The organism is Wolbachia endosymbiont (group A) of Sphaerophoria taeniata (assembly GCF_947250735.1).
Lineage (GTDB): Bacteria > Pseudomonadota > Alphaproteobacteria > Rickettsiales > Anaplasmataceae > Wolbachia.
The window spans coordinates 187,566-214,064 of sequence record NZ_OX366344.1 but is presented as its reverse complement, the minus strand read 5'-3'; the positions used below and the strand labels follow the sequence as shown (position 1 = coordinate 214,064).

The window sequence follows — 26,499 nt, the reverse complement described above, 5'->3', positions numbered from 1 at the left end:
CTCTACTTTTTCTGGGTAAGGTCAGAGTATCCACTTTAACCTCTCTAAATTTGCTCATAACCTCTTAACTTGACGCGTATGACTCCCTACTTGGATGACAGATAGTAGTGCGAAGGCCTCTTACAACTTACTTTTAATTAGTCTAACCCATGCGTGCCAATCCCTCTCACCAAGATTGCTTTCAAAAGATAGGAGATCCTTTACAGCTTTTGAGCAAATTTCTTCACTTGGAATTGATAACTCCCTATTCATTGCTAACGTTAAACATTGAGTTTTGCACGCTCGTTCTAAATGATACGTGTAAAACATTGCTTCTTGTATAGTCCGACCACACGTTATAGATCCATGATTGCGCATTAACATGACAAAATTTTCTTTCAGATCAGCTATTAACCTCTTTCCTTCTGTATTGCTAAGTGCTAGGGAATTATAATTATGGTAAGAGATTTTATTGTAAAAGTGCAGTGCCCATTGACTTATTGGAAGTAGTCCATCTTTTAGAGAAGAAACTGCTACAATAGAAGGTGTATGCAGGTGAAAAATTGCTTGAATGTCTTTCCTTGCTTGATAAACAAAACCATGAATTATATAGCCAGTTTTATTATATTGATATTCTGTACCCTCAATCACATTTCCATCTAGTGATACTCTCATCAATGAATTTTCATTCACTTCGTCAAAGCGTATACCAAATGGGTAAATATAAAACGACTTTTGATCTTCAGAACATACCGAGAGGTGAGTATATGTATGATCATCCAGTTTAAGGTAAGACAAAATCTGATAGGCATAGACTAGATCCCTTTTTACTCTGCTCTTTGTTAACAACACAATCCTCTGTTAGAATCTTCTGAAGATTTATACACGAAAAAAGGCTTGTAGTAAACTAATAAGTCTATGCCACTCTGTCTTGCTTTCTGAATACCAAACACTTTTGTGTTGTAGCTTGCTTAAAAATAGTTATCGTTATTATAGAGTTTATATACAGAATTTATGTTTCTAAATTACATAATATCTTAACTATAAAAATAATTTTCTATGTAATATGTCATATGTTTTAAAGCTTTGTTTTTATGTTATTATAAATGTAAGTTTCAAGATTGAAAATAACATGGTAAGTATTAACACAAAAAAACAGCCAGCAGGATTTTTCATATATCTCTCTGGTCTTTCAGGAAGTGGTAAACTTTCCACAGCAATAGAATTGTCCAATATGATAGACGCATTAATTGTAAATAGTAAGTTCTATAACAGTGTTCAAGTTTGCTCTATATACAATGGTGTCTTTGAACGTGATCAAATACCTAAAGAAGTTCAAGATAGAATATATGACATTATGCAAATTATGCTTCAGGTAATAGAAAATTATCCGATTCACTCAAAAAATTACATATTTATTGATGGGTTGATGGAAAATAATGACCAGAACATGAGGATGTATGATTCAATAGTAAGGCTTAGTAAAAAAATGAACACAGAAATCCTTCCTGTGGTACTTAGGTGTGATCTACCGACATTACAAAAGCGTATTGCATTAAAAAGGCAAAGAAAAAATAGGAAGGTGACTAATGTAAATAGCATGATAGAGCAATTTAGGATTAACAATTTATTTATACCACCGAGTGCCATAGAGATAGAAAATTCAGATATGAGTATAAAAGAAGTAGCTCAAGAGATAGTAAACCAGATGCACAGGCTTAGCCACATTGTATGTACGCGAAAGAATAGTCTATAATGATTTCATATACTGAGGCTCATTTAAATATAGAGCCTCAACTTCATTTAATTTTTGCTTGTTCTTCAGTCTATAATGAACCAATAGTCCTGCATGGCTAGCATTTAAATTGCAATCCATATGTGTAATGCAGTCACTGCTTGTAGCGTGACACTTGGATCCATGGTCACGTGCTGCAGTTGGACCAGATAGCGGCAATAAATTGAAATCAAATAACTGCGTATAAAACCCTTGAGTATTTTTGATTATAGCTCTGATATTTTTTTTGCTATTCGTACAAAGCAAAGATATTGTGTAAGCTTGAACTTCCAGCGCATTAACTCCGTATAATGGCTTATTTGTAGCAAGATTTATACCTTGTGCTGCTGATATACCAACTCTAATTCCAGTGAAACTTCCTGGTCCAACTACTACCGCTAAATGATCTATTTTATCATAATTATAATTGTGCTTATCAAACAAAGTATTCAGAATTTGAAAAAATGATTCTACATGATTGTTGCTGGCGGAATTGCGCTCTACAAAACAATTACCATCATAATCAACTATTGCTATTGAACTACCAGTACCTACAGTATCAATCGCTAAAATAGACATTACTTAAGCTTATCATAGAGTTTTGTAAACATCATAGTAAAGGCACCATTACCCATAACATTTGCTGAAGTGATTATTGGATCAAACACTATATACAAGGCTGTGATTAACGAAAGCATTTCTGGAGAAAATTTGAGGTATTTCTCAAGAATAGGTAGCATTACCATAATTCCTCCTGCCGGCACTGCAACGATAGCAAACTTAAATAACAAAAAATAGAGAAGAAAAGTTACATAGTCCGTTGTGGACAATAAATAACCAGAAGTAATTACCATTGATAATATTATAACAAAAAAGCAATCACCTACTAAATGGAAGCTAGCAGTTATTGGTATAACAGACGATGCTATATCAGATTGCTTTACATTTTTTTTGCTTCCTTCAAGAGTAAGCGGCATAGTTGCATTACTAGACATTGTGCTCATCGCAGTAATAAATGCCGGTATCATATTGCTTATACTAGCTATCCAGCTTGTGATCTTGAATGAATTTGCTGCTCCATATAAGAGGAAAACATAAAGGTAGGTTGCAGATGCTATAATAATGAAAATTATTGAGTAATCCTTAAATATTATAGATAAAACTTGATCATGCTGCATTTTTAAAGCAAGCCCAAGTACAAATATTGGAATAATCGGCGTCAAAAACGTCTTCAAAATAAAGAGAGTTAAATCTAACATTTTGTTCGAAAGCTCTTTGCTTTTCTTAGGTAGCAGTATAGACACTACTATGCTGGACACAAATCCACAAGCAAGAGCATGAAAGTTAGAAAGGAGTAGCGGAAGCCTAAACGACCATAAAGGAACAATTGTTTCTTCATACGTTATATCTTGTATTGAATAAGTGTTTTGTATGATAAAATGCCCAACAGAATAAGCTATTAAGCTTGAAGCCAGATTCGATAAGAAGATCATTATAATAAGTAACAATATAAACTTTATAGCTGACTGCTTAAGATTGTTAACACTGCTAAAGATTAACGCAAAAATAATAAAAGGCATTATAAATAGCAAAACCTCTTTTATACTCAGGCTCGTTGAGTACAAGAAGGTTTTTGCTTCCATTGGAACTAAATGACCAAAGAATGCAACTGAAGTGATGACCGTGAGTAAGATTAATAGTTGTAGCACGTTCTTATATACCAATGTCCTATGGACATATATATGGTAAGTTGGTTGTTAAGTAAAGCAAAACTGCCTATTGCTACGAAACATTATGAAAGACAAGCAGCTTTTGTTACTCCCGCGCGTACTGCACGAATATTATCTATTAGATCCCAGTGCCTTGACTACTTCGATCCAGGAAAATTGATTATGCACTATACAACATTCTCGATCAAAAAACTGATTCCAGTGTCAGCTACTTGCATGACAAAGAAGAGTGAAATTAGCACTCACCTATTATTCGTGTCGTTTTCAGTAAAAGCCTCCTCCCATGTGCCTTGAGTTGCTGCACGACTATACTCTGTTACTCTATTTTCAAAGAAATTCGTATGTTCAACGCCATTTAGTATTTCATCGAGCCATGGAATAGGATTATCATTGACATCATATATGGACTCAAGACCTAATTGCATTAACCGTCTGTTTGCTACGTAGCGTATGTAATTGCGCACTTCTTCTGCGGATAGTTCTTCAACATCTCCTAAATCAAAGGCAAGCTTTATGAATTCGTCCTCAAGCTCAACAATAGTGCGGCATGCAGAATATAATTCCTCTTTAAACTCGTTGTCCCAAATTTCATTATTCTCTTTAATAAATGTATTAAATAACATAATAATTGAATTGGTGTGCAAAGTTTCATCACGGGCTGACCAGGCGATTATCTGCCCCATGCCTTTCATTTTTCCAAAGCGTTGGAAATTGAGCAAAATTGCAAACGATGCGAATAACTGCAACCCCTCGGTAAATGCACCAAACACTGCTAGAGTTTTAGCTACATGTTTTTTATCGTGTTTTTTGCTTTCCTCAAATTCCAGCATGTATTCATATTTCTTTCTCATAGCATCATACTTTAAAAATGCTTGATACTCGCTTTCTGGCATGCCAATTGTGTCTAAAAGATAAGAATAAGCTGCAATGTGTATGGTTTCCATATTGGAAAAACTTGCAAGCATCATGCATATTTCTGTTGGCTTAAATATATTTGAATAATGCCTCATGTAGCAGTTATTTACTTCAATGTCCGCTTGAGTAAAGAATCTAAAAATCTGAGTTAGTAGATTTTTCTCTACGTTTGAAAGTTTAGTTTTCCAATCCTTCACGTCATCAGCAAGCGGAACTTCCTCAGGTATCCAATGGATTCTTTGTTGCTGCAGCCACGCATCATACGCCCAAGGGTAATTAAAAGGTTTGTATATTGGATCTGCTTCTAACAATGACATAAGACACCTATTATTTTCTAAAGTAAATATTATATTAAGTGATATTGAGAATCAGTCAATTTAACTTTTTGAAATTTGACGGCAGGTAATTTATTAGTGTATTATAGCTTCAAGTAATTTATCAACAGAAATGCGAGTATTAATATCTTTTATTTTATTATTTACAGTGAGCTGCACACACACTATTCACAACCACGGAGCTCCTGGCATTAGTGTTGAATTGTGGAGCAAGATAAAAGCAGGTGACGATAAAGAAAAAGTGGTTCACACTTTAGGATCACCAATATTAGTATCAAAGTTCGATGACAATGTTTGGTACTATGTCTCATATAAAATTAAACAAGCTAACTTCTTAGGAAAAAGGAAGTATAGCAGTAAGTCCCTGCAAATTTCATTTGATCAGAACGGTAAAGTTGCAGATACAAAAGAAACTGACATCTTAGAGAGATCTTTGGCTGTTCCTGATTGAAAATCTGCTGACTACAGAGTTTTTCCCGCCCTTCTTTGTCATCCAAGAACCGTATTACGTCATCCCAGTGCCCAGACACTGGGATCTATTTTTTTTCTGGATGCCAGTGTCACGCACTGGCATGACAAGAAAGGAGCGCTGGAATGATAATGTGAAGTGTCTACTTCTGTCATCCAAGTAGCCTGACTACTGGGATGACAGAAGGTAATATAAGAGGTCTATTGTAAGATTTTACCCATTTAGAATAAAGTCTAGTGTTACTTCACGCCAAATGTGGTGGTGCTGAGTAGGCAAGCCAGTCAATGGGCTACATTTATATACTGCACGCATTGCATTATCTGCTATCGACCTGAAAAGTGGATTATTTCGATAGGAATCACTGTCTGCTACATCGGCCATAATTATCTCGCCTTGACTGGATAATAATAAGTTAATTTTTATATTAAAATTTTCTTTGTAAGCTATGCTTTCAGGAATGCTCCAGCATTTTGTAAGTTTGTCTCTTATAGAGTTAATAATTTCTGTTACAACTAATTCATCCTTTTTATTCTCAACGCTTTTTTCGTTTCCTATTTCATTTTTTGCCTCTCTAACATCCCTTCTTAGTTTCTTCCCTACACTTTTTTTTCTTTTTGGAACTGGAATGAATTCTTTACCCTCGTTAATAATGACTTCTTCTTGCATTTCGATAATTTGCCTCGGTTGTGCTACAACAGTGTGCTCAACTGTTTCTTTTTTCCTTTGTGGTATAGGAACAACTGACGTATCATTCGTTTGGGCTTTTGTTGAAGGTAACGAAAAAAGCAGAAAACAACATAAAGATAAAAAAAGAATGTAATTAGAATAGAAAAAACGCATATGTTAAGCAGTTTGTTTTACTGGTTTAAAGCTAATATTGCACGTAAAGTCAATATATTTTAGTTGATTTAAGCTCAAAGACGTAGTTTTTGCTGTACTAATTTTACTATTTCTATAATATCATACGGTCAATACGGTCAATATACTCTAAATGAGATGGAAAGATGAAGGCATCATTATAGCTGCTAAAAAATACGGCGATAAAAACTTAATTCTTTCTCTGTTTACAAAAAATCATGGAAAGCGCAGGGGATTAACTAAGCTAACAAACAATAGCAATTATAAGTTTCAGATAAGTAATCTATTACATGCAGAATGGAGTGCTAAGTTACCTGAAAATCTGGGTTTTTTAAAGTGCGAATTAATCGAATCTCCATTCCATCATTTCTTTCAAGATAGGTTAAAAAGCATTACTATTGTCTCTTTCTCCTCTATTTTAGAAAAAGTGCTTCCAGAAAGTGAACCCTGTGCCATGCTGTATGACAATTTTCGATATTTCATCGATGTAATTAAACACAACAATCAGTCTTGGCAAAGCCATTATCTTAACTTAGAGCTTCTGCTTCTTACGCAATTGGGATTCAAGTTAGACTTATCCAAATGTGCTGTAACAGGTGTTAAGGAAAACTTACAATTTATTTCTCCAAAAACTGGTAGAGCAGTGTCAAAAAAAGCAGGAGATTATTATGCAGATAAACTCCTACCTTTTCCACAAATGTTGCATGATGTATACAATAATAACCTACAAAACAGCTACTCATTCCAAGAATTTCAGTTAGGACTGAAAGTCACAGGATATTTTTTAAATAAGTATCTATTTTTGCAGTTAAACATGAAATTTCCAGAGCTGAGAAACCTCATGTTGTCGCTTTAACCTTAGTTATCATTTTTTTGAAATCATTTCAGAAATCTATAGCTAAACCAAGCAACACGTCATACCGCGATTCATTCGCGGTATCTCAGCATAGATTCCGCTAACGAGTAGCGGAATGACGGTTGTCGGTAAACTTAAGCCACTTTAGCTATAGCCAGTAACCACTCTATTTCTACCACTGTTTTTTGCCTTATATAAATATTTGTCAGCACGTACTATAAATTTTTTAATATCGTCAAGGTCAGATCCTTGCATTTCTGCAATTCCAATGCTCACAGTTATGTTATGGGTTGTATTTTTGTCCGCAAGTATAAAAGGTTCTTTAGCAATAATTTTTCGTATTCTCTCCGCAATAGTGTACGCATCTGATACATTGGTATCTGGCATTACAACAACAAACTCCTCACCACCAAACCTAGCTAGTAAATCTGTCACTCTGATATTTTCAGAAATTCTTTTCTGTACTTGCTTTAAAAGTTCATCTCCAGCACTATGCCCAAAACTGTCATTCACCATCTTAAAATAGTCTATATCAAGTATCATAAGAGACAACCTTCTATCCTTTTCCACAGAGTCCTTAACAATGTTTCTTAAGTGTGCATCAAAATATCTTCTATTATAACAGTTAGTTAATGGGTCCTTTATAGACATTTCCGCATTATTAAATAAATTCATTCTCAAGGCATCTTGATATCTTTTGCGTTTTACTTGCGAATTAACCCTTGCTATTAACTCACCCTCATCCAAAGGTACTGTTAAATAATCATTAGCACCTACATCAAGTGCTTTTACTAAATTGTTTTTATCATAATCCTCAGAAAGAATCAGAATTGGTGTATAGCGTGTTTCTACTTTACTACGAAACTCAGAACACAAACGCAGGCCGTCAGTTTTTGAAAACTGCATATCAGAAATGATCAGGTCGTAATTATTCTTAATACCAACCTTTAATGCCTCCACTGGATCACTCAGTATTTTAATTGACCTAAAGCGGTGCTTTAGTACATTATATATCTGCTCTGCTTGAAAGACATCTTCATCTACAACAAGTATGTTAGCATCAAAAATCTGATTAGAATAATCCATAATACTGTTTCCTGCTACTCCGCCAATCTCAGCGTTGGTTTCTCCTCTCAAACGCAATTCGTCGATAATCATCTTTAAGCGTGTGAGAGACTTAATTCTCGCAGATAAAGCAGTTTCGTTTATTGGTTTAGTCAGAAAGTCATCTGCACCAGCATTAATGCCTTGTACTCTATTGTGAGTATCATGCAGTGCAGTTACCATAATTATTGGAATATGGGTTGTCAAGGGATCACTCTTTAGCTCCTTACAAACTTGAAAGCCATTCATCTTTGGCATCATGATATCAAGTAATATAATATCAGGCTGCTGCTTTGCTACTAAATCTATAGCTTCTTCACCATCATGAGCTACGATAACCGTATAGTACTCTGCTTTTAGTCGAGCTTCTAAAAGCTTGACATTAGATAGTACATCATCTACTACTAGAATCTTCGCTGTCATTATCTTTAGATGTATTATCTATATCGTAAGTAGGATAAAGCTTACCATTTTTACCAACTATGTAATTTACTTTCTCAGTATTACACTCTTTATATAAGTCTTCAATTCCTGCGTCTTTCAATAACCTCCTAGCTTTTGATTTTATAATCATAAGATACCTATATGTATTCCTAATAAGATCAATAAATACAGGCACCTTATTTCTATCAAGAACAATTATGCTCACTAAAGCAACGACCAAAATTTCTGAAAGACCTATATTAAACATTTTTCCTATGAAGCAAGTACTTTAATCCTCCTGATTATAAATATTAATTTGCTTAAATCAAGTTTAGAAGCAACTATCTCATCTAAAAAACTATTATAACGTTCTATGTAGTCCTTATCATTACAAGCCCAGGTTTGAACCTTATCTTCGGGGTTATCAGTAGCTTTTATGACTTTAACAGCTAGCTTGTGATGGTAATTGCTTAAATCGTCCAATAAATCATTAACTAAGCTGCGATCCCAATAAGAAGAGCGGCTTTTCATCTTGATGGCAATTGTTCTAATCAGATCGAATCTTAACAGCGACTTTAACTCAAAGTATATTTTACCAGCATCAAGAATGGACAAAGATGTCTGTTCAGCAACAGATATAATGTCCAGTGCATAAGCAAGAACGTATAGATCAGCAACTTTTTTTGCTAGATCTTTATTTATATTAAGTTCTACTAAAGAAGTTGATCCATGGCTACAGACCTTTAATAGGTGTTCATCTAAAACATCAGTTAAGTTCTGGCCTAAAGTTTCAATTGCATCTTTAAATTTTGTAACATCATCCAACTCTACAAAGCTAAGCTTGCCAAGATTTTTCACTAACCAAAACGATACTCTGCCAATAAATTTCTGCACGTTCCTCACTATTTGTAAGTATGAGTTAACATCAATTTTTCCATCCAATTCATCAATTTTCTGCCACAGGCTGTTTAAATCATACAGGTGGTTAACAACAATATATATGTTAACCGCTTCTTGTACCTTAATTCCAGTGTTCTCAGCCAAATTATTGATGAATATACAGCCCATTCTATTCACTACATCATTTGCAATGCAAGTAGAGATAATTTCTCTACGAAGTTGGTGTTTTAATATGAAATCCTTAAACTTTGTTATCATCTTTTTAGGAAAATAACCTAGCAAGTAGTCATTAGATATAAGATCTTTTTCAGGCAGATCGGAATGTATAATGTCATTTTTTATTGCCGTTCTAGCATAAGACATTAGAATAGAAAGCTGAGGAGAACTGAAACCTTCTGCACCAGTTAACATCCTTGCTATCTCTTCTTCAGTTGGAAGAAATTCTACGCTTCGGTTTAACAGCCCAGATTTTTCTAAACTGAGCAGTAACCTGTGGTGCTGCTCCAATCTCTCTTTAGCTTGCAAACACTCAAGAAGTAATGCTTTTGTTTCAATTCTGTTGTGGTTCTCAAGCACTTTGGATGCAACTTCGTCCACCATACTTGCCAGTATTTCATTCCTTTTTTCTAAAGAAACACCCCCTGCTTTCATAGCTGAAACAAATGCAATCTTGATGTTAACTTCAAGGTCCGAACATATCACTCCGGCTGAATTATCAACAAAATCTGCATTTATATATCCACCTCTTTCAGCATATTCTATTCTTCCAAGTTGTGTGCATCCCAAATTTCCGCCTTCTATAAACATAGAAGCTCTAATATCTTTACCATTTACTCTTAACTCATCGTTTGCTTTGTCACCGACCATGCTATGATTTTCACTCTTTGCCTTAACAAACGTGCCAATTCCTCCATTCCATATGAAGTCCACTTCTGCTTTGAGTAGATATCTAATCAAATCACTTGGAGGTAGCATATCTTCTGTTATATCAAAGCATTTTTTTATTTCTTGAGAAATGTTTACTTGCTTGCTGCTACGCTCAAATACTCCTCCACCCTTAGAAATCAAATCTTTGTTATAATCCATCCAAGTTGAAAATGGTAACTCAAAGAGACGTTTACGCTCTGTGAAACTCTTTTCTGCACTAGGATTTGGATCAATAAAAATATGCATATGGTTAAATGCGCCGATTAAATGTATATTTTTTGAAAGCAGCATACCGTTTCCAAATAGATCGCCAGCCATATCTCCAATTCCAATAACAGTTGCATCTTGGTAAATATCCTTATTCATTTTCCAAAAATGCCTCTGCGCTGCAATCCATGCACCTCTGGCTGTAATACCCATTTTTTTGTGATCATAACCTGCTGATCCACCAGATGCAAATGCATCGCCAAGCCAAAAATTGTATTCAGAGGCTATTTGGTTTGCATAGTCAGAAAAAGAAGCAGTGCCTTTATCTGCTGCAACTACCAAGTATGGATCATCCTCATCATACCTAATCACATTCTCTGGTGGAATTATTTTGCCATTAACTACATTATCAGTAATGTCAAGCATTCCCCTGATAAAACTCTTATAGCATTCAACACCTTTCTCTCTTAAAATATCTTTGTCTTTATAAACTTGCTTAATTACAAACCCACCCTTTGCGCCAACAGGTACAATAACCGCATTTTTTGTCATCTGAGCTTTCATGAGCCCCAAAACTTCAGTGCGAAAATCTTCCGTCCTATCCGACCACCTTAAGCCACCACGGGCCAATTTCCCTCCTCTTAGATGTATTCCCTCAAAAAGATTTGAATAAATATACAATTCACGATATGGACGAGGATCAGGCAAACCATTTATTTTATTTGAGTCAAATTTTGTAGATAAATATGGTTTATCGTCTTGATAATAACTGGTCCTTAAAATAGCCATTATCAAGTTAAATATCGAGCGCAAAACGTAATCATGTGAAACATTGCTGATCTCTTTTAGAAGTTCTTCAATTTTTTCTATGAAAATGTCCGTGGTTTCTGCTCTATCAATGTCTATGCTAGGATCAAATCTTGCATGAAATAGTTGTATCAAATACTTTACTATTTTTGGATACTCTGAGACTACCTTTTGGATATATTCTGGATTGTAGTTAAATGACGTCTGCTTTAGGTAAGCACTGAGCGCTCTAACCAGAAGCACTTCTTTCCACTCCAGTCCAGCAATAATGACCAAACTATTGAAATAATCATTTTTAATTTCCTTTCTAAACACTTTCGCAAGTGTTATTTCAAATTGCTCTTTTAGAGTAATGTTGTCTATTAATTCATCGACTCTTGACAACACAAAATGGTGTATCCATATTCCGCCGTTAATTTCTATGTAATAGCCATTATGAGATAGAATCTTAGCTCCCAAATTCTTAGTAATTCTTAATATCTTCGATAATTCAAGACCTCCATTGCTCGAAGTGTAAACCTTTAATTGATAATTAAGATTATCACAAGTAAGTCTTAAATCGACCTCGCTAACTCCTTTTTTCCTCACTATCTCCAATTTTTTCATATCGTAATATGCGTCATAAGGTTCGAAACTCTCTTGATAGCTTATTGGAAATGCCTTGCAATAACGGATGAATATATCCTCAACAGTACTAAAAGTATTATATAAATTGTCTATAAAACGATCTTCCCACTTTTCCGTAATGTTCCTCAATTTGTTTTCGATACGCAAAACTTCGTCATCAGGAACACTAGCATTTTTGGTCTTTAGCACTACATGCAATTTCATCAAATCATATTCATTGATAATGTGATTGTTATAAATATCTGAACTTTCTGCACTTGTCTCATCCTTCAATATGTCACGTATCTTGAACATTAGCCTAGCGCTAGCATAACGCATTGGTATCAGCACTATGCAACTAATAAAATCCCTTACTCTTCTTAAAAATAATCTGACCCTTGGCCTAATCGCAAGAGACATGATCGAAATGCAAATTTTAAATAATTCGTCTTCATCTGATTGGAATAATTCATCACAAGAGAATGCTTGTAAAATAGAAATTAAAGCTTTGTTATTGTGGCCCCCGGTTACAAACCCTGCATTTTTTTCTATAACTTTAACTTTATCTCTTATTATTGGAATAGTTCGAATATCTTGGACCTCCGCTACAGAAGTAAATAGCCCGAAAAAACGCCGTTCCTTTACTACATTACCCTGGTCATCAAATTCTTTTACTCCTATACAATTCATGTATGTACGCCGATGGACTATTGAGATTAGATCTGATCTCAATATGTATAGGGAATCAAGGTTTGCAGAAGGAATCAACGTACTTTGACCTACTCTTATCAGGCCAAGGTCCTTTTTGCTATCACAGACGAGTTTTTCATCTTTACCAGCAATATATTCTTGATAACCTAGAAATACAAAATTATTGTTTTTTAGCCAATCTAAGAAATCTTTTCCTGGTGTCACTCCAGCGTTCGACGCTGGCTGCTCGATGGCAAAAAGAAGACTTTTTGCTTCATCAAGTTTCTTGAGCATTAAGTGCCAATCTTTCACAACGCAATTGACCGCTTTCAGCGTTTTCTGTAGAGATTCTTTTAATGTATCAACAAAACTGTCACTTATACCTTTGATAATTACATATATAACTGATTCTTTGACTCCATTGCTTTCTTCCAAGGAGTAAATATCATCTATTAGGCCATCTTTTCTTTTAATGTTAATTATGCTGTTGCTGTAATAGCATATGGTTAAATTGTGCGATTTAATAGTTGCAATAACAGAATCAACCAAAAATGGCATATCATCGTTTGTTATCTTAATCGTGGTAAAATCGCCTTCTATTCCTGGTATATCATCTATATTGCTTACTACTAACTTACTTTCATCTTTCTCTTTTTGAGAAACAAAATTGTAAGCATCGTTTACAATATATAGCAAAAACTTATCGTTGACTTTTAGGTCGCTTTTATAAACAAAACTATAAAAATACTTAATAAATTTTTTAATTTTTTCTTTATCTTGCTGATTTTCTTGATCAACTAACTCAAATAAAGACTCAGTGTCAACATTATGATCTATACACATTTTTTTAACAAAAATACACAGTGAACTTAAACCTTTTTAACTAAGATTTCATTATCAAGAGCGTACACTATTAGCTCATCATTTTCTACTACTTCCCCTGATAAAACTAATTTAGCTAAATTATTTTGAATACACTCTTGTATAACCCTTTTTAGGGGCCTTGCTCCATATTCAGGGTCATAGCCAGTTTGTGCTATTAGTTCTTTAGCTTCCTGCGACAAACTTATACTCAGTTTACGCTTAGCAAGTGTTTTTTGTAAATAAGAAAATTGAACATCTATAATTTTATAGATGTCATCTCTGGTTAAACTGTGGAATATAATAATTTCATCCAGCCTGTTTAAAAATTCTGGACGAAATGCTGATTTAACTATTTGCATCACTTCGCTTTTTACAGAGTTAGCAACTCCTCCTTCCGATGTCATTCCAGCGCGTGACGCTGGAATCTGCATCTGGATCCCAGTGTCAGCTACTTGGATGACAGGAGGTAGAGTCTCATTTTCTGTAACTCCCTTAAGCATTATCTCTGCACCAAGGTTAGAAGTTAAGATCAGTATGGTGTTGCGAAAATCAACTAATTTGCCATGACTATCAGTGAGTCTACCCTCATCCAAGATTTGCAGCAATAGATTAAATATATCTGGATTTGCCTTCTCTATTTCATCAAACAGAATAACCTGATATGGCCTTCTTCTTACTGCTTCGGTTAATCTGCCACCTTGCTCATAGCCAACATACCCTGGAGGCGCGCCAATTAGCTTTGAAACAGAATGTTTTTCCATATATTCTGACATATCAAAACGCAAAAGCGCTGATTGATCGTCAAACAGAAATTCAGCAAGGGCTTTTGCCAGTTCTGTTTTTCCAACCCCGGTTGGGCCTAAGAATAAAAATGAACCGAAAGGTCGATTAGTATCTTGCACACCAGAGCGAGAGCGCCTAACTGCATTACTTATTGCTTCTATCGCGCCTTTTTGCCCTATTACTCTTCTTCCTATTTCATTCTCCATGTTAAGAAGTTTTTCCTTTTCGCTGTGCATCATGTTATCAACTGGAATTCCTGTCCACTTTGAAACAATGTTTGCAATATCATCTCCAGTCACTTCTTTCTTTAAGAAACTATCAGTAACCTTTTCCTGATTTTTTAATTCATTCTCAAGCTGAGGGATCACACCATACATCAGCTCTCCTGCTTTTCCTAAATTTCCACTCCGCTGAGCCAATTCCAGCTCTTTTCTAGCGTTATCTAATTTTTCGGCTGTTTCTTGTATTCTAGCTATTTTATTCTTTTCCATCTGCCATTTGCTGTTCAAGTCAGCAAATTTACTGTTTAGATTTTCGATCTCTTCATTTATCTTTTTTAAACGCTGTTTAGAATTTTCATCACTTTCTTTTTTTAGAGCTTCTGCTTCAATCTTTAGCTGTATAACCTTTCTCTCAAGTTCATCAATAACTTCAGGCTTGCTATCCATTTCAATTCTCACCCTACTTGCTGCTTCATCAATCAAATCAATTGCTTTATCAGGTAAAAACCTATCTGTTATATATCTATTGGACAACGTTGCAGCAGCAATTATTGCACCGTCTGTAATTCTTATACCATGATGCACTTCATATCTTTCCTTCAAACCCCTGAGTATTGAAATGGTATCAGTTTCAGTTGGTTGAGAGATAAACACAGGCTGAAAACGCCTTGCAAGTGCAGGATCTTTTTCTATATGCTGACGATATTCATCTAAAGTTGTGGCTCCTATACAGCGAATTTCTCCACGCGCAAGAGCAGGCTTTAGCAAATTTGAAGCATCCATTGCACCACTTGTTGCTCCTGCTCCAACTAAAGTATGAAGCTCATCTATAAACAAGATAACTTTTCCCTCCGCTTTCGAAAGCTCATTAATAACTGCTTTTAACCTTTCTTCAAATTCTCCTCTAAACTTCGTTCCAGCGATTAATGCACCAAGATCCAAAGCTAAAACCTTTGCATCACGCAAACCAAGTGGCACATCGTTTGCAACAATTCTGTTTGCAAGCCCCTCGACTATTGCAGTTTTTCCAACACCAGGTTCACCTATCAGCACTGGATTATTTTTTGTCCGCCTCAGTGATACCTGCATAGTTCTTCTGATCTCTTCATCACGACCAATTACAGGATCAAGCTTGCCTTGCATAGCAAGCTCTGTAATATCCTTTGTATATCTCTTAGCAGCGTTCAATTTTTCATCACTATTTGGCGAGTCTGCACTGCTGCCTTTTCTCATTTCTGCAATAACTGAGTTCAGTTTTTGTGGAGTCACACCATTCTCTGCCAGAATTTTGCCTACAGTATCATCTTTTTGTGCAGTGAGGCCCTGCAGTAAACGCTCAACAGCAACAAATGAATCTTTATTTCTCTTTGCAATACCAATTGAATCTTCAAAAACTTTTGCTATTTCTCTTGAAAGTTGAAGTCCACCACTTCCTGGACCTTCAACTACTGGAAACTTTTTTATTGCGCTATCCACAGCATCAGAAATACTTTGCACATTTCCACCACAAGCGTTTATCAAATCCTGAACTAAACCTAATTCATCCTCAAGCATCACTTTGAGTAAATGCTCAGGCATAAAAATCTGATGCCCAGCTCCCAACGCTTTCATCTGAGCACTTTGAATTAGACTTTTTGCTTTTTCGGTAAATTTATTTAAGTCCATAACACCAGTTAAATTCGTATTTGCTGATGTATATAACAACTAATTTCATAAACTTAAACCTAAAGTTGCTTATTGTTAGGTATGGTCTGCAAAAATTTAAAACTTTCTTAAGAACCTGTTTAAAATCTTCGTAATAGGAGAGAAATGAAGGAAAGGACAATCATTTGCAAGCTGGTATTGAGTTTACGTTCGCAATTTTTCCACAACCGCCTACACTTTTCCAACCAAGCAAAAGAGCGCTCAACGACCCATCTCTTTGGCAATACAACAAAGGTCACTGGGATCCAGAAAAGTTTGCTTGTTTATAAGCAAACTAGCATGGAAAGTAGCTGATCTTATACTAAATGAATGTTTTTGATGAGGTTGCATAGAAGCTGGATTCCAGTGTCAAGCACTGGAATGACAGCAGTCCTACGTCATACCACCGCGAACCTTCATACCGCCGCGGTATCTCTAGATCCCGCTAACAAGTAGCGGGATGACGAGCTTATCATCATATCGCCGCGAACCGTCATACCGCCGTGAATTAACCGTCATACCGTCACGGTATCTCTTGACATAGATCCCGCTGCGGGATGACGAATTACTATACCACCGCGAACCGTCATACCACCACGAACCGTCATACCGTGATTCATTCACGGTATCTCTTAGCCGCTAACAAGCAGCGGGACGACGATTGTCAGGGTGTCATTCCAGCGCCCCTATGATGTCATCCAAGTAGCCAACACTGGGATCCAGGAAACTTAACTCTACACCAAGTAAATGTACAATAAGAACTAGATTCCAGACTGGAATGACAGCAGTCCTACGTCATACCATCGCGAACCGTCATACCGTGATTCATTCACGGTATCTCTTAGCCGCTAACAAGCAGCGGGACGACGATTGTCGTTTAGCTACAAACGTTAAGAAATTTACCAAACGAAAAAAAAGGCAAAAGAAGCCCCGTGGTGCGAGTTTTGACTCTATATTACTGTAAGTGGCGCTGTAATAATGTGCTAACGCTTAAAATAAGCGCGATTTGGCTGAATGTAGAAAAAATAAAAAAGACATGCAGCCGCTATAATTTTATGTAATCCGCCAAAAAATACCCTAAGTTTTTTACTGAATTTTGTCATTGAGCCTGCAGGTCAAAAATAAGTTTTGAGTCATAAATACCCTTATTGTCATAATAAGGGGGCTGGCGGAGTTTGTCAAGCAAGTTTCTATATAATATTTTCTAAAATAAATGGACTTCTCGCATCCAATTTCGGCAGCGCATGAAACACAACTGCAATGACAAGGTGTTGTAAGATATTACCACAAACATCATATTCACACGAAATACTTGACTTCACTTGTACTAAGAAGCATTTTATATATATTGTGTGCCCGTAGCTCAGCTGGATAGAGCAACAGCCTTCTAAGCTGTGGGTCGTAGGTTCGAATCCTACCGGGCACACTCTTCTATCAATACTTTCTATAAATCTTCAAGTATTCTGGCACCACATTTTCAATTGCTAATGGTCGAACCTTCATTGTTTCAAGGTCAGCTGACTTTTCGATTGAGCTATTCATCATAACTTTCACCTGATCTTGAGTAAGCACAGGGTTCGTATCTCCGGTTATTGGTTTTAGCAGCATAGAAATAATTTTATTTTCTAAAAAGAAAGCTATTAACTTTGCCATTGGAAAAGATACATTGATCAACAAACACTTTCTGTTAGTAACATTCAGAATAAACTTCAATAAGCTTTTGAAAGAGTAAACCTTTGGTCCACCCATGTTATAAATTTTCTTGTCTTGCTTATTAAAACTGATAATACGATATACCACTTCAGCTAAGTCTGTTACACATATTGGCTGAAATTTAGTCGTTCCATTGCCAATTAGCGGCAAAAAAGGAAGAACAGTTGCTAATCTTGCAAATTTATTAAAGAAGTTATCTTCTTTACCAAATACAAGGCTTGGCCTAATTATTATTGCTTCTTGAAATGCTGAAGTTACAGCTTTTTCACCTTCCAATTTACTTTTGGCATATTTTGACAACTTGCTATTTTCTATTCCCATAGCGGAAAAATGTATCATCATAGGTACATTTTTCATTTTTGCAGCTTTTGCTATCCTTTCAGCTATTTTAACGTGAACAGCGTAAAAATCGTGCTTTTTTGCTTCATATAATATTCCCACTAAGTTTATGGCTACATCACATTCTTCCATACCCTCTAGAACTGATTTTTCATCAAAAAAATCGCCTTTAAATATTGATATTTGTCCCAAATTGCCACACAATTTTAAACAAGCAGCTTTTTCCTGATTACGAGTGAATATCTTTATTAAATATCCTTCTGCTGCCAAGCGTCTTACGATGTGTTTGCCTATAAACCCCGTTCCACCAAAAATAATTACACGTTTTGTCACGATTAAAGTTCCTAATAATTTGTTACTGTAAATTAATACAATGATTTTGCTTAATATTCTATTATGAATTCCCGTACAATAAGATCCATTTTCATTCTTCGTGAGCCTTTAACTAGAATTGCGTCATTATTCTGAATAATGTTAGCTAAATCACTTTTCAATTGATTAGAATCATTAAAATGCGCGCCTCTTATATTATCTGGCAAAAGCTCATGCAATTCTAACATAAATTTACCAACTGTATAAATTTTATCTATATTATTTTCTGTGACAATCTTAACCAAATCTGTATGAAATTCTATGCTTTTATCACCAAGTTCCAACATATCACCAAGCAAAGCTACTTTTCTCTGATTAGAATATGTACTCAAAGTTTTTATTGCAGTTTTCATCGAAGCAGGGCTGGCGTTATAGGAGTCATCAATTAAATGTATATATTTTTTATTGTATTTGACCTTATGAATATTGCCTCTACCTTTCGTTACACTAAAATTCTTAAGTGCAAGTGGTAATTTTGATAAATCAAGTCCGAGGCTCTGCACAACTGCTGCAACAACAAGTAGCGAATAAGCAAAATGCTCACCTTGCACACGTAAATTACAGTTTATAGTTTGATTATTATTTAGTCTTATTTTTAAATTTAACCCGTCATCGTTTCTTATTATGTCTAGTAAGCAAACTTCAGCATTTTTATCTTTACCGAAGCTTATTACATTTCTATTGGCATGTGATGAGAGATAATCATAATATTTATTATCTCTGTTTAAGACCAAAGTACCATTACTTTTCATACCATATAGAATTTCTAACTTCGCTTGTGCAACGTCAAATAGTGATGAAAAATTTTCAGTATGTGCAGGTTCGATGTTGGTAATAACTGCAATATTTGGATTACTAATCTTTGATAATTCTTTTATTTCACCAGCTTTATTCATTCCCATTTCAAGGATTAAGTACTGGCAGTTTTTTGGAGCTTTTAGAATTGTCAAAGGCAATCCTATATTATTATTTAAGTTACCTTTGTTTGCATGGGACACTCCATATTGCGATAAAACAGTGTGCAGCATATCCTTTGTAGTGGTTTTCCCGACACTGCCTGTAATTGCAATAACTTTAGCATCAACAAGAATATTTCTAATATAGTATGATGCCATATCGTGCAAAGCTTTCAGGGTATCTTGTACAATAATGAGAGGGAAATTTTTATATTTACCCTCACTTACTATTGCAGCGGCAGCCCCTTTTAAAAACGCTTCATGCAAAAAATTATGGCCATCAAAATTCTTTCCCTTGAGTGCAATAAATAAATCACCTTTTTTTATGCTTCTTGTGTCCGTTGAAATATTTGAGCTATGTGTCCAATTACAACCATTTACGCCTCTTCCGCTAGTTGCATCAATGATATTATTTGTATTCCATTTAAACATAATTTAGAGAGTACTCTTTAAAGTAAATTGAATAAAGTAGCAAATACCACATGTTTTAGACAATGTATAAATAATGGTTGCAATCCCTATAATTCTATCTTATAATGGATGTAGAAGTTTAAATTTTTTCGTCTATAATTAGGTATGTTGTAGAAAGTACCTTGGAGGTATGTATGTTAACAGGAAATGAAAAACCTACTTCTATACTAGCTAAAGTTGGTAATGCAGCTTCGGGAGTAGGAAATTTTCTGGGTAGAGGTGTAGGAGCTCTATTTGGGGGTATAATATATCCTATACAGCCAAAAAACTGGTTTAAGTCTCGGGGCGAAATGTGGCACGACATAAAAAATGGCGGGCGCTATGTTATTGGCAGCGAGCTTGAAAAATATGATCCACCCATAAAAACCACACAAGCTAGTGAGAATCTTGGTGTAGAAATAACAGAGCAAAAGAAAGGGAAAGGAAAGGTAGCTTTTTTAGCGTCAAGGACTCTGACGGGAGATATACCTTATTTGAACGATGAACAATTAGGTCAAATAAAGAAAAACCTGCCAAATGTAACTATTTTTAGAGAAGAAAACAAAATTGTAATTGAAATTAACGTTGAGGAAATAGCTAACACTATTAAAACTAATCCTGATAATAAAGGCAAGAGCAAGAAAGAAATAGAAGAGCTTGTTCTTAAAGGAATTGCTAATAAAGTTGACGAAGACCTTAAGAAGCTTGCAGGAATTACTGGTGGAGAATTTAAAATTCATACAGACTTAAAATTGCTGAATGGTATTGCAGAAAAATTGTATCGAGAATGTGATAACCAGAACAAACCATCAAAAACTCTAAGGCCAGCACAAACTGGAAAGTCACCAGGGCAGTCTTCAGAAACTGTTACAAGTACAGATGAATTAGTAAAATCTTTTAACATTACTAATCCTAACGAGTTTCCTTTTGGTAAAAGTAAAGAAGCTATTTCTCCTATAAAAAATATGCAGTTATCAGAACGAGATATCAAAAAGCAAGCAGAAGGATTGGGAAGTACTTTTTTGAATTTTGAAGATGCCTCTGGTGAAGTAATAAAACCACTATCTACGCCTGATGTAGAAAGAAATAAAGGAAGAGGGAAAGGTCGCTCTTAAAATATGAGCAATGAAGTTTATGATAGCAATAACATCTTTGCTCAAATATTAAGAGGTGAGTTACCTTGTGAGAAGGTACATGAAAATGAAAATGTACTAGCTTTTCGTGATAAGTACCCTGACGCACCAGTTCACATTTTAGTTATACCAAAAAATCAATATATTTCATACGATGATTTTATTCTAAAAGCTTCTGAAGAGGAGATAGTAAGTTTTTTCAAAATTGTCAGAGAAATAGCACATAAATATAATTTAGAAAAAACAGGATATAGATTAGTCACTAACTACGGTGAAAATGGAGAGCAGGTTGTACCACACTTTCACGTGCATATTTTAGGTGGTAAAAAGTTAGGAAAGCATGTAAACTCATAGTGTTATATGTTTTGTTAAATGAGCGAATATCTAACCATAGTAATCTTTATCTGCGTATCAATTGTAGTATCTTTTGCTTTAGGTATATTGCCTATGTTTCTTGCAGTGAGTAAGCCAGATGGTGAAAAACTTTCCACATATGAGTGTGGCTTCAATCCACTATCCAGTGCAAGAAAAAATTTTGACATTAAATTTTACCTAGTTTCAATATTATTTATAATATTTGACTTAGAAATCGCTTTTCTTTTTCCTTGGGCTGTTTCTTTATCTAAGATAAGCTATGGTGGATTTTGGTCTATGATGGTATTTCTTGCAATACTCACTATAGGTTTTATCTATGAATGGTGTAAAGGTGCATTAGAGTGGGAGTAGTTTATGACAAATCAAATTCTATCTAATGATGACTGGGGTCGTTATAAAAAAGAAGGGTTTCTTGTTACTAAATTTGGTGATTTAATAGATTATGTAATGAATTGGGCAAGGTCTGGTTCATTGTGGCCAATGACATTTGGTCTTGCATGTTGCGCAGTTGAGATGATGCATACTGCATCCAGCCGTTATGATCTTGATAGATATGGCATAATGTTTCGTGCAAGCCCACGTCAATCAGATGTGATGATTGTTGCTGGCACACTAACTAATAAAATGGCAGCAGCATTGCGCAAGGTTTATGATCAAATGGCAGACCCGAAGTATGTTATTTCTATGGGAAGTTGTGCAAATGGTGGTGGTTATTACCATTACTCTTATTCAGTAGTCCGAGGCTGTGATAGAATTGTGCCAGTTGACGTGTATGTCCCTGGATGCCCACCAACCGCTGAGGCGTTGCTATATGGAATGCTATGCCTACAAAACAAAATAAAACGAACTCAGAATATAAAGCATGGATAAAACTGCAAGGCATATACAAAAAAAGACCAAGTGTGAGTGCATTCAAAAAGATGATGGCATTATTGTAATATATTCAACTTTAGATGAAATTGAAAAGCACCTATCCTTTCTACGTGATGATGAAAAGTGTAGGTTTGAACTATTAGTTGATATTTTTGGGGTTGACTATCCAGATCGAGAAAAGCGCTTTGAGTTAGTGTACAATTTACTCAGCATTGTGCATAATATTAGAGTACACATAAAACTTCAATTATGTGAGGGCGATATGCCTCCAAGCATAGCAAAGGTATTTAGCACAGCTTCGTGGTTTGAGCGTGAAGTGTTTGATATGTATGGAATAGAATTCTCTGATCACCCTGATTTGCGTAGGATTCTAACAGACTATGGATTCAAAGGTCATCCAATGTTAAAAGATTTCCCTCTCACTGGTTATGAGGAAGTAAGATACGATATAGAGGCAAAAAAGGTTGTATATAATCCTATAGATTTATCGCAAGATTTTCGTATGCTTGATAGCCTATCGCCTTGGGAAGGTAAAACCATAAAAGTAAATACAAAGGAGTAGAAAATGACAGTACAAAGAAAAAAAATATCTTTAATCGGTGCAGGAAATATCGGTGGAACTCTTGCCCATATGATTGCACTAAGGGAACTCGGCAATGTTGTTTTACTTGATATTAGTGATGGAATACCGCAAGGTAAAGCACTCGACATAGCAGAATCATCCCCTATTGATGGATTTAATTCTGGTTTAACTGGAACTAATCAATACAAAGATATAGAAAATTCTGATGCAATCATCATAACAGCAGGCATTGCTAGAAAACCTGGAATGAGCAGGGATGACCTCCTGCAAACCAATGCTAAAGTAATGAAGGAGGTTGGTGAAAATATTAAGAAGTATTCTCCAAATGCGTTTGTAATAGTGGTTACCAACCCTTTGGATGCCATGGTTTCAGTGGTGCATAAATTTTCAAACCTTCCAGCTAATATGGTTGTTGGAATGGCAGGAGTGCTTGATTCTTCCCGTTTCCGTTATTTTCTTGCAAGTGAATTAAATATTTCAGTTGAAGATATATCTGCTTTTGTGCTTGGAGGACATGGTGACACTATGGTACCACTCATTAATTGCACTTCTATCGCTGGCATTCCACTTACCCAAGTTATCGATATGGGTCTCATTACGCAGAAAAAAGTTGATGAAATAGTTGAACGCACTCGCAATGGCGGTAAAGAAATAGTTGATCTGCTTAAGTCTGGATCTGCATACTACGCTCCTGCATCTTCAGCTATATGCATGTTAGAGTCATATTTAAAAGATAAAAGGCGTATATTACCATGTGCTGCTTACCTTAATGGTGAATATGGTGTAAAAGATTTGTTTATTGGTGTTCCTGTAATTATTGGAAAAAATGGAGTTGAAAAGGTCCTAGAAGTTAAGATGGATAATAGTGAACGAGAAATGTTCGATAAATCTGTGAATGCAGTGAAAGAACTATTTAGGCTCATAAGCAAATCAATGGTTTTATAGAATTTCCTTGTAGCTCAAGTTTCGTAAACAGCCTAAAAAAGTTGCTTGTGGTTATTTCTGCTACTTTGTCGGGTGACTCATTCCATAACTCTGCCAAACAATCCACAACATATTTTACCATTGCTGGTTCGTTCTTTTTTCCTCTGTAAGGCTCAGGTGATAGATACGGTGCATCAGTTTCAACCAAAACACGTTCGCGTGGTACAACTTGTGCAATTCCTCTGAGTAAGCTCGCATTTTTAAAAGTAATGATTCCAGAAAATGAAATATATAACCCTAAATCTATAGATTGATAAGCAAGCTCTTTAGAGGAAGCAAAACAGTGCATCACTCCACTAAAAGCACAGGTTTTCATTTCTGACTTTAACATATCGATCATCTCACTATCAGCACTCCTAGTGTGAATAACTAAAGGTAACCCTGTTATTCTTGCTGCTTCTATGTGTGATGCAAAACTTTTTTTCTGATTGTCTTTGTTGTCAGATTTATAAAAATCTAACCCGGTTTCACCGATACTAATTACCTTTTGATTCTTAGTAAATTCAACTAATTCATCAGCATGTATACACTCACCGTTTTCTATAGCAGCATCAAGTGGATGTATACCAACAGAGAAGTAGACTTGATCGTAGGATGAAGAAATTTTTAATAATTTAGGGATATCATCAATGCTTACGCATATGTTATGCAAAATTTTTACACCATTTTGCTCTGCCCTTGAAATTACTTTTGGTATTTCATCATCGGAAAAATAAATCAAGTGGCAATGAGAATCTACTATCATGAGCTTATTGTAAATTTTACTCAATAATAGAGGTTTTTATTATAGAAGAAAACTCTTCTATCACTGTCTTATAAACTTCTTTTTTAAATGATATAGCATTGGCTACTAAATCATCTATACTTTGCCAACGCCACTCTTTGAACTCTGGATGATCAGTATAATTAATATCAATATCCTTATCCTCTCCATAAAATTTCATTAAGAACCACCTTTGCTTTTGACCAGAATATTTCCCATTCCAGCACTTTGGTATAACTTCTTCAGGCAAGTTGTAGTATATCCAATCCTTGCTTTTAGTTATAACCTTTACTTTATTAGTACCAACTTCCTCTAGCAACTCACGTAACGCTGCTTGTTCCAGTTCCTCACCATCATCAACACCTCCTTGTGGCATCTGCCAGTAAGAGTCGCTATCAAAGCGTTTTCCAATAAAGGCATGTCCTTGTCTGTTAAATAGCATTATGCCAACACAAGGACGATACTTATCTTTCTGCTCAACCACGAGTACGCTCTGTTTTTAAATGATTTGTTACAGAAGTTTTAATTAATTTTCCATTTTTTTCTTCCTTCATCTCTTCAACAATTTTCTTTGCAACTTCCTTTGCACTTAAGTTTGAGTTATCAATTTCAAGTGTACCTTCCGGTATAAATAGCCTTTTCCCTTCAATTCTTTTCATAACAAAATCCGAATCAATAATTTTATTTTTCCGGCATCTCTCCTTTGAGTGAATACGCCTTGCTAGTTCTTCGTCATTACAATGTAACACTACAGGAAGAATTTCCATATCCATTTTTTTACTTAAATTTACCACAGAGTTGTATATTCTCTGATCATAGGGGTCACCCTCTATCAATTCATTTGTAAATATATAATGTTTTGATTTTATGTAGTGTTTTTCTAGTATTGCTAATACATTTTCCCTAACTGCAAAAATTTTTTCCCATAGTTCATCTGGAACTTCAGCATCCTGCAATTTAACAATATCAAATATAATATTATTGAATAGATTATTGCTTACTATTACTGCATCAATGATTTTACACAGTTCCTTTGCAGTAGTAAACTTACCACTGCCTGGAAAGCCGATTAAGTAGATGAGAGTCTTGTCCATAATGAATACTAGTAGAAAGCTATTTTCAATTATATATAAAAGTATATCATTGTACATGCTAAAAACATGATGATAAAATAGATGCAGGTAATACCTTTTTAACGAACAGTCGCGTTGAAAATAGTTCATATTTAGAGATTTTGAGTGTATAATTATAAGTAAATTAAATAATTTAAGATGATGACTAATGTATCCAGTGATACAGAATCAATAAAAAGCATGATTGTAAGTATAATAGATCAAAATAAAGGTCACGATATAGTTACTCTCGATGTGCAGAATAGAACCATTATTGCAAAATATATGATTATTGCATCTGGTGATTCAAGTCGCCATGTGAAAGCGTTAGCTGAACACGTAATAAAAAGTCTCGAGCGACATGATAAAATAGATGTAGAAGGTATGGATGAAGGCAATTGGGTGATTTTGAATTTTCAAGGCATAATGGTTCACATATTCAGGTCAGAAGTAAGGGAGTATTATAAAATAGAAGAGTTATGGAACTGATTGCCTGGATAGCTGGTGCACAACTGCACAAACGTTGTAATTTTGAAGGCAACTCCTGCACAGGTGGTGTCATGAAAGTAGCTGACACTGGAATCCAGTTTTTCATGCAATTTCATCGAAAACGTTGTATAGTGTGCTTGTTTATAATTAAGTTTTCTGGATCCCAGTGTTGGCTACTTGGATGACATCTTTCCCTATTAGGGTTACCTTCGGCATTAATGACAGG

Annotated in this window: 27 protein-coding genes, 1 tRNA gene and 1 pseudogene; 13 read left to right on the top strand and 16 right to left on the bottom strand. The window is 35.2% G+C overall.

The window, feature by feature from the left end; genetic code table 11:
- Positions 1-120: 120 nt before the first annotated feature.
- Complete coding sequence (locus OOK84_RS00985) at positions 121-831, bottom strand: class II aldolase/adducin family protein (protein ID WP_253307196.1); 711 nt, start codon at positions 829-831, stop codon at positions 121-123.
- A gap of 280 nt (positions 832-1,111) precedes the next feature.
- Here OOK84_RS00985 and OOK84_RS00980 point away from each other — a divergent pair, with 280 nt between their 5' ends.
- On the top strand, positions 1,112-1,735 hold the full coding sequence (locus OOK84_RS00980; RefSeq protein ID WP_264732624.1) for an AAA family ATPase: 624 nt from the start codon (positions 1,112-1,114) through the stop codon (positions 1,733-1,735).
- Here OOK84_RS00980 and tsaB read toward each other — a convergent pair.
- Together tsaB and OOK84_RS00970 are read right to left on the bottom strand one after the other, a co-directional pair.
- On the bottom strand, positions 1,730-2,332 hold the full coding sequence (gene tsaB / locus OOK84_RS00975) for a tRNA (adenosine(37)-N6)-threonylcarbamoyltransferase complex dimerization subunit type 1 TsaB (protein WP_264731931.1): 603 nt from the start codon (positions 2,330-2,332) through the stop codon (positions 1,730-1,732). The genes OOK84_RS00980 and tsaB overlap by 6 nt on opposite strands.
- On the bottom strand, positions 2,332-3,462 hold the full coding sequence (locus OOK84_RS00970; RefSeq protein ID WP_264731929.1) for a dicarboxylate/amino acid:cation symporter: 1,131 nt from the start codon (positions 3,460-3,462) through the stop codon (positions 2,332-2,334). Before OOK84_RS00970 ends, tsaB begins: the two co-directional genes overlap by 1 nt.
- 21 nt (positions 3,463-3,483) lie before the next feature.
- On the opposite strand from OOK84_RS00970, the gene OOK84_RS00965 reads away from it, so the two are divergent.
- Positions 3,484-3,777 (top strand): hypothetical protein, encoded by a 294-nt coding sequence (locus OOK84_RS00965; RefSeq protein WP_264731927.1) that lies wholly within the window; start codon positions 3,484-3,486, stop codon positions 3,775-3,777.
- Here the strand turns inward: OOK84_RS00965 and OOK84_RS00960 are convergent.
- Complete coding sequence (locus tag OOK84_RS00960) at positions 3,726-4,715, bottom strand: ribonucleotide-diphosphate reductase subunit beta (RefSeq protein ID WP_264731925.1); 990 nt, start codon at positions 4,713-4,715, stop codon at positions 3,726-3,728. The genes OOK84_RS00965 and OOK84_RS00960 overlap by 52 nt on opposite strands.
- A gap of 130 nt (positions 4,716-4,845) precedes the next feature.
- Between OOK84_RS00960 and OOK84_RS00955 the strand changes: the two genes are divergently transcribed.
- Positions 4,846-5,184: an outer membrane protein assembly factor BamE gene (locus OOK84_RS00955; protein ID WP_264731924.1), complete on the top strand. Its 339-nt coding sequence runs from the start codon at positions 4,846-4,848 to the stop codon at positions 5,182-5,184.
- A 54-nt stretch (positions 5,185-5,238) separates the two neighbouring features.
- Here OOK84_RS00955 and OOK84_RS00950 read toward each other — a convergent pair whose 3' ends face one another.
- Positions 5,239-5,361, bottom strand: coding sequence for a hypothetical protein (locus OOK84_RS00950; RefSeq protein WP_264688014.1), 123 nt, complete (start codon positions 5,359-5,361; stop codon positions 5,239-5,241).
- 54 nt (positions 5,362-5,415) lie between these two features.
- Positions 5,416-6,042 (bottom strand): hypothetical protein, encoded by a 627-nt coding sequence (locus OOK84_RS00945; RefSeq protein WP_253307187.1) that lies wholly within the window; start codon positions 6,040-6,042, stop codon positions 5,416-5,418.
- A gap of 151 nt (positions 6,043-6,193) precedes the next feature.
- Here OOK84_RS00945 and recO point away from each other — a divergent pair, with 151 nt between their 5' ends.
- Entirely contained in the window at positions 6,194-6,916 is a 723-nt protein-coding gene (gene recO, locus OOK84_RS00940; protein WP_253307186.1) for a DNA repair protein RecO, read from the top strand.
- A gap of 144 nt (positions 6,917-7,060) precedes the next feature.
- Here recO and OOK84_RS00935 read toward each other — a convergent pair whose 3' ends face one another.
- The 5 genes and pseudogenes from OOK84_RS00935 to OOK84_RS00915 all read right to left on the bottom strand — a co-directional run.
- Positions 7,061-8,443 carry a PleD family two-component system response regulator gene (locus OOK84_RS00935; RefSeq protein ID WP_264688012.1) on the bottom strand — a complete coding sequence of 461 codons (1,383 nt, stop codon included), beginning with the start codon at positions 8,441-8,443 and terminating at the stop codon, positions 7,061-7,063.
- Positions 8,415-8,711, bottom strand: a complete 297-nt coding sequence (gene tatB, locus OOK84_RS00930; RefSeq protein WP_253307184.1) for a Sec-independent protein translocase subunit TatB — start codon at positions 8,709-8,711, stop codon at positions 8,415-8,417. Before tatB ends, OOK84_RS00935 begins: the two co-directional genes overlap by 29 nt.
- 5 nt (positions 8,712-8,716) lie before the next feature.
- The gene (locus OOK84_RS00925) at positions 8,717-13,423 is read right to left on the bottom strand and encodes an NAD-glutamate dehydrogenase (protein WP_264731921.1); all 4,707 of its coding nucleotides are present in this window, start codon (positions 13,421-13,423) and stop codon (positions 8,717-8,719) included.
- A 26-nt stretch (positions 13,424-13,449) separates the two neighbouring features.
- Positions 13,450-16,113 (bottom strand): ATP-dependent chaperone ClpB, encoded by a 2,664-nt coding sequence (gene clpB / locus OOK84_RS00920; protein WP_264731919.1) that lies wholly within the window; start codon positions 16,111-16,113, stop codon positions 13,450-13,452.
- Between the two features lie 119 nt (positions 16,114-16,232).
- Positions 16,233-16,388 (bottom strand): annotated as a pseudogene (locus OOK84_RS00915) (transposase); the annotation flags it as partial.
- A 1,095-nt stretch (positions 16,389-17,483) separates the two neighbouring features.
- On the opposite strand from OOK84_RS00915, the gene OOK84_RS00910 reads away from it, so the two are divergent.
- Positions 17,484-17,557, top strand: a tRNA-Arg gene (locus OOK84_RS00910).
- An 8-nt stretch (positions 17,558-17,565) separates the two neighbouring features.
- Here OOK84_RS00910 and OOK84_RS00905 read toward each other — a convergent pair.
- Together OOK84_RS00905 and OOK84_RS00900 are read right to left on the bottom strand one after the other, a co-directional pair.
- Entirely contained in the window at positions 17,566-18,516 is a 951-nt protein-coding gene (locus tag OOK84_RS00905; RefSeq protein ID WP_253307182.1) for a complex I NDUFA9 subunit family protein, read from the bottom strand.
- Between the two features lie 50 nt (positions 18,517-18,566).
- A complete protein-coding gene (locus OOK84_RS00900) occupies positions 18,567-19,943 on the bottom strand; it encodes a UDP-N-acetylmuramoyl-tripeptide--D-alanyl-D-alanine ligase (RefSeq protein ID WP_264731916.1) in 1,377 nt (458 codons plus the stop codon).
- 173 nt (positions 19,944-20,116) lie between these two features.
- Between OOK84_RS00900 and OOK84_RS00895 the strand changes: the two genes are divergently transcribed.
- From OOK84_RS00895 to mdh, 6 genes are read left to right on the top strand one after another with little or no spacing between them, the layout of a single operon-like run.
- Positions 20,117-21,076: a hypothetical protein gene (locus OOK84_RS00895; RefSeq protein WP_264731914.1), complete on the top strand. Its 960-nt coding sequence runs from the start codon at positions 20,117-20,119 to the stop codon at positions 21,074-21,076.
- Positions 21,077-21,079: 3 nt separating this feature from the next.
- On the top strand, positions 21,080-21,448 hold the full coding sequence (locus OOK84_RS00890) for an HIT domain-containing protein (protein WP_164224547.1): 369 nt from the start codon (positions 21,080-21,082) through the stop codon (positions 21,446-21,448).
- 18 nt (positions 21,449-21,466) lie between these two features.
- Positions 21,467-21,820 (top strand): NADH-quinone oxidoreductase subunit A, encoded by a 354-nt coding sequence (locus OOK84_RS00885; protein ID WP_006279576.1) that lies wholly within the window; start codon positions 21,467-21,469, stop codon positions 21,818-21,820.
- A gap of 3 nt (positions 21,821-21,823) precedes the next feature.
- On the top strand, positions 21,824-22,339 hold the full coding sequence (locus OOK84_RS00880) for a NuoB/complex I 20 kDa subunit family protein (protein ID WP_164224545.1): 516 nt from the start codon (positions 21,824-21,826) through the stop codon (positions 22,337-22,339).
- Positions 22,332-22,904: an NADH-quinone oxidoreductase subunit C gene (locus tag OOK84_RS00875; protein ID WP_253307178.1), complete on the top strand. Its 573-nt coding sequence runs from the start codon at positions 22,332-22,334 to the stop codon at positions 22,902-22,904. Before OOK84_RS00880 ends, OOK84_RS00875 begins: the two co-directional genes overlap by 8 nt.
- Positions 22,905-22,907: 3 nt before the next feature.
- Positions 22,908-23,870: a malate dehydrogenase gene (mdh, locus tag OOK84_RS00870; protein ID WP_253307177.1), complete on the top strand. Its 963-nt coding sequence runs from the start codon at positions 22,908-22,910 to the stop codon at positions 23,868-23,870.
- Here the strand turns inward: mdh and OOK84_RS00865 are convergent.
- The 3 genes from OOK84_RS00865 to OOK84_RS00855 are packed head-to-tail and all read right to left on the bottom strand — an operon-like array spanning position 23,845 to position 25,766.
- Positions 23,845-24,654 carry a TatD family hydrolase gene (locus tag OOK84_RS00865; protein WP_264731911.1) on the bottom strand — a complete coding sequence of 270 codons (810 nt, stop codon included), beginning with the start codon at positions 24,652-24,654 and terminating at the stop codon, positions 23,845-23,847. The genes mdh and OOK84_RS00865 overlap by 26 nt on opposite strands.
- Before the next feature lie 16 nt (positions 24,655-24,670).
- Positions 24,671-25,114 (bottom strand): RNA pyrophosphohydrolase, encoded by a 444-nt coding sequence (locus OOK84_RS00860; protein WP_406719231.1) that lies wholly within the window; start codon positions 25,112-25,114, stop codon positions 24,671-24,673.
- 34 nt (positions 25,115-25,148) lie between these two features.
- Positions 25,149-25,766, bottom strand: coding sequence for an ATP-binding protein (locus OOK84_RS00855; RefSeq protein ID WP_264731909.1), 618 nt, complete (start codon positions 25,764-25,766; stop codon positions 25,149-25,151).
- A gap of 180 nt (positions 25,767-25,946) precedes the next feature.
- Here OOK84_RS00855 and rsfS point away from each other — a divergent pair, with 180 nt between their 5' ends.
- Both rsfS and OOK84_RS00845 read left to right on the top strand, forming a co-directional pair.
- Positions 25,947-26,273 (top strand): ribosome silencing factor, encoded by a 327-nt coding sequence (gene rsfS, locus OOK84_RS00850; RefSeq protein WP_253309997.1) that lies wholly within the window; start codon positions 25,947-25,949, stop codon positions 26,271-26,273.
- Positions 26,264-26,458: a hypothetical protein gene (locus OOK84_RS00845; RefSeq protein WP_264731907.1), complete on the top strand. Its 195-nt coding sequence runs from the start codon at positions 26,264-26,266 to the stop codon at positions 26,456-26,458. The genes rsfS and OOK84_RS00845 overlap by 10 nt, the downstream gene beginning before the upstream one ends.
- Positions 26,459-26,499: the final 41 nt, after the last annotated feature.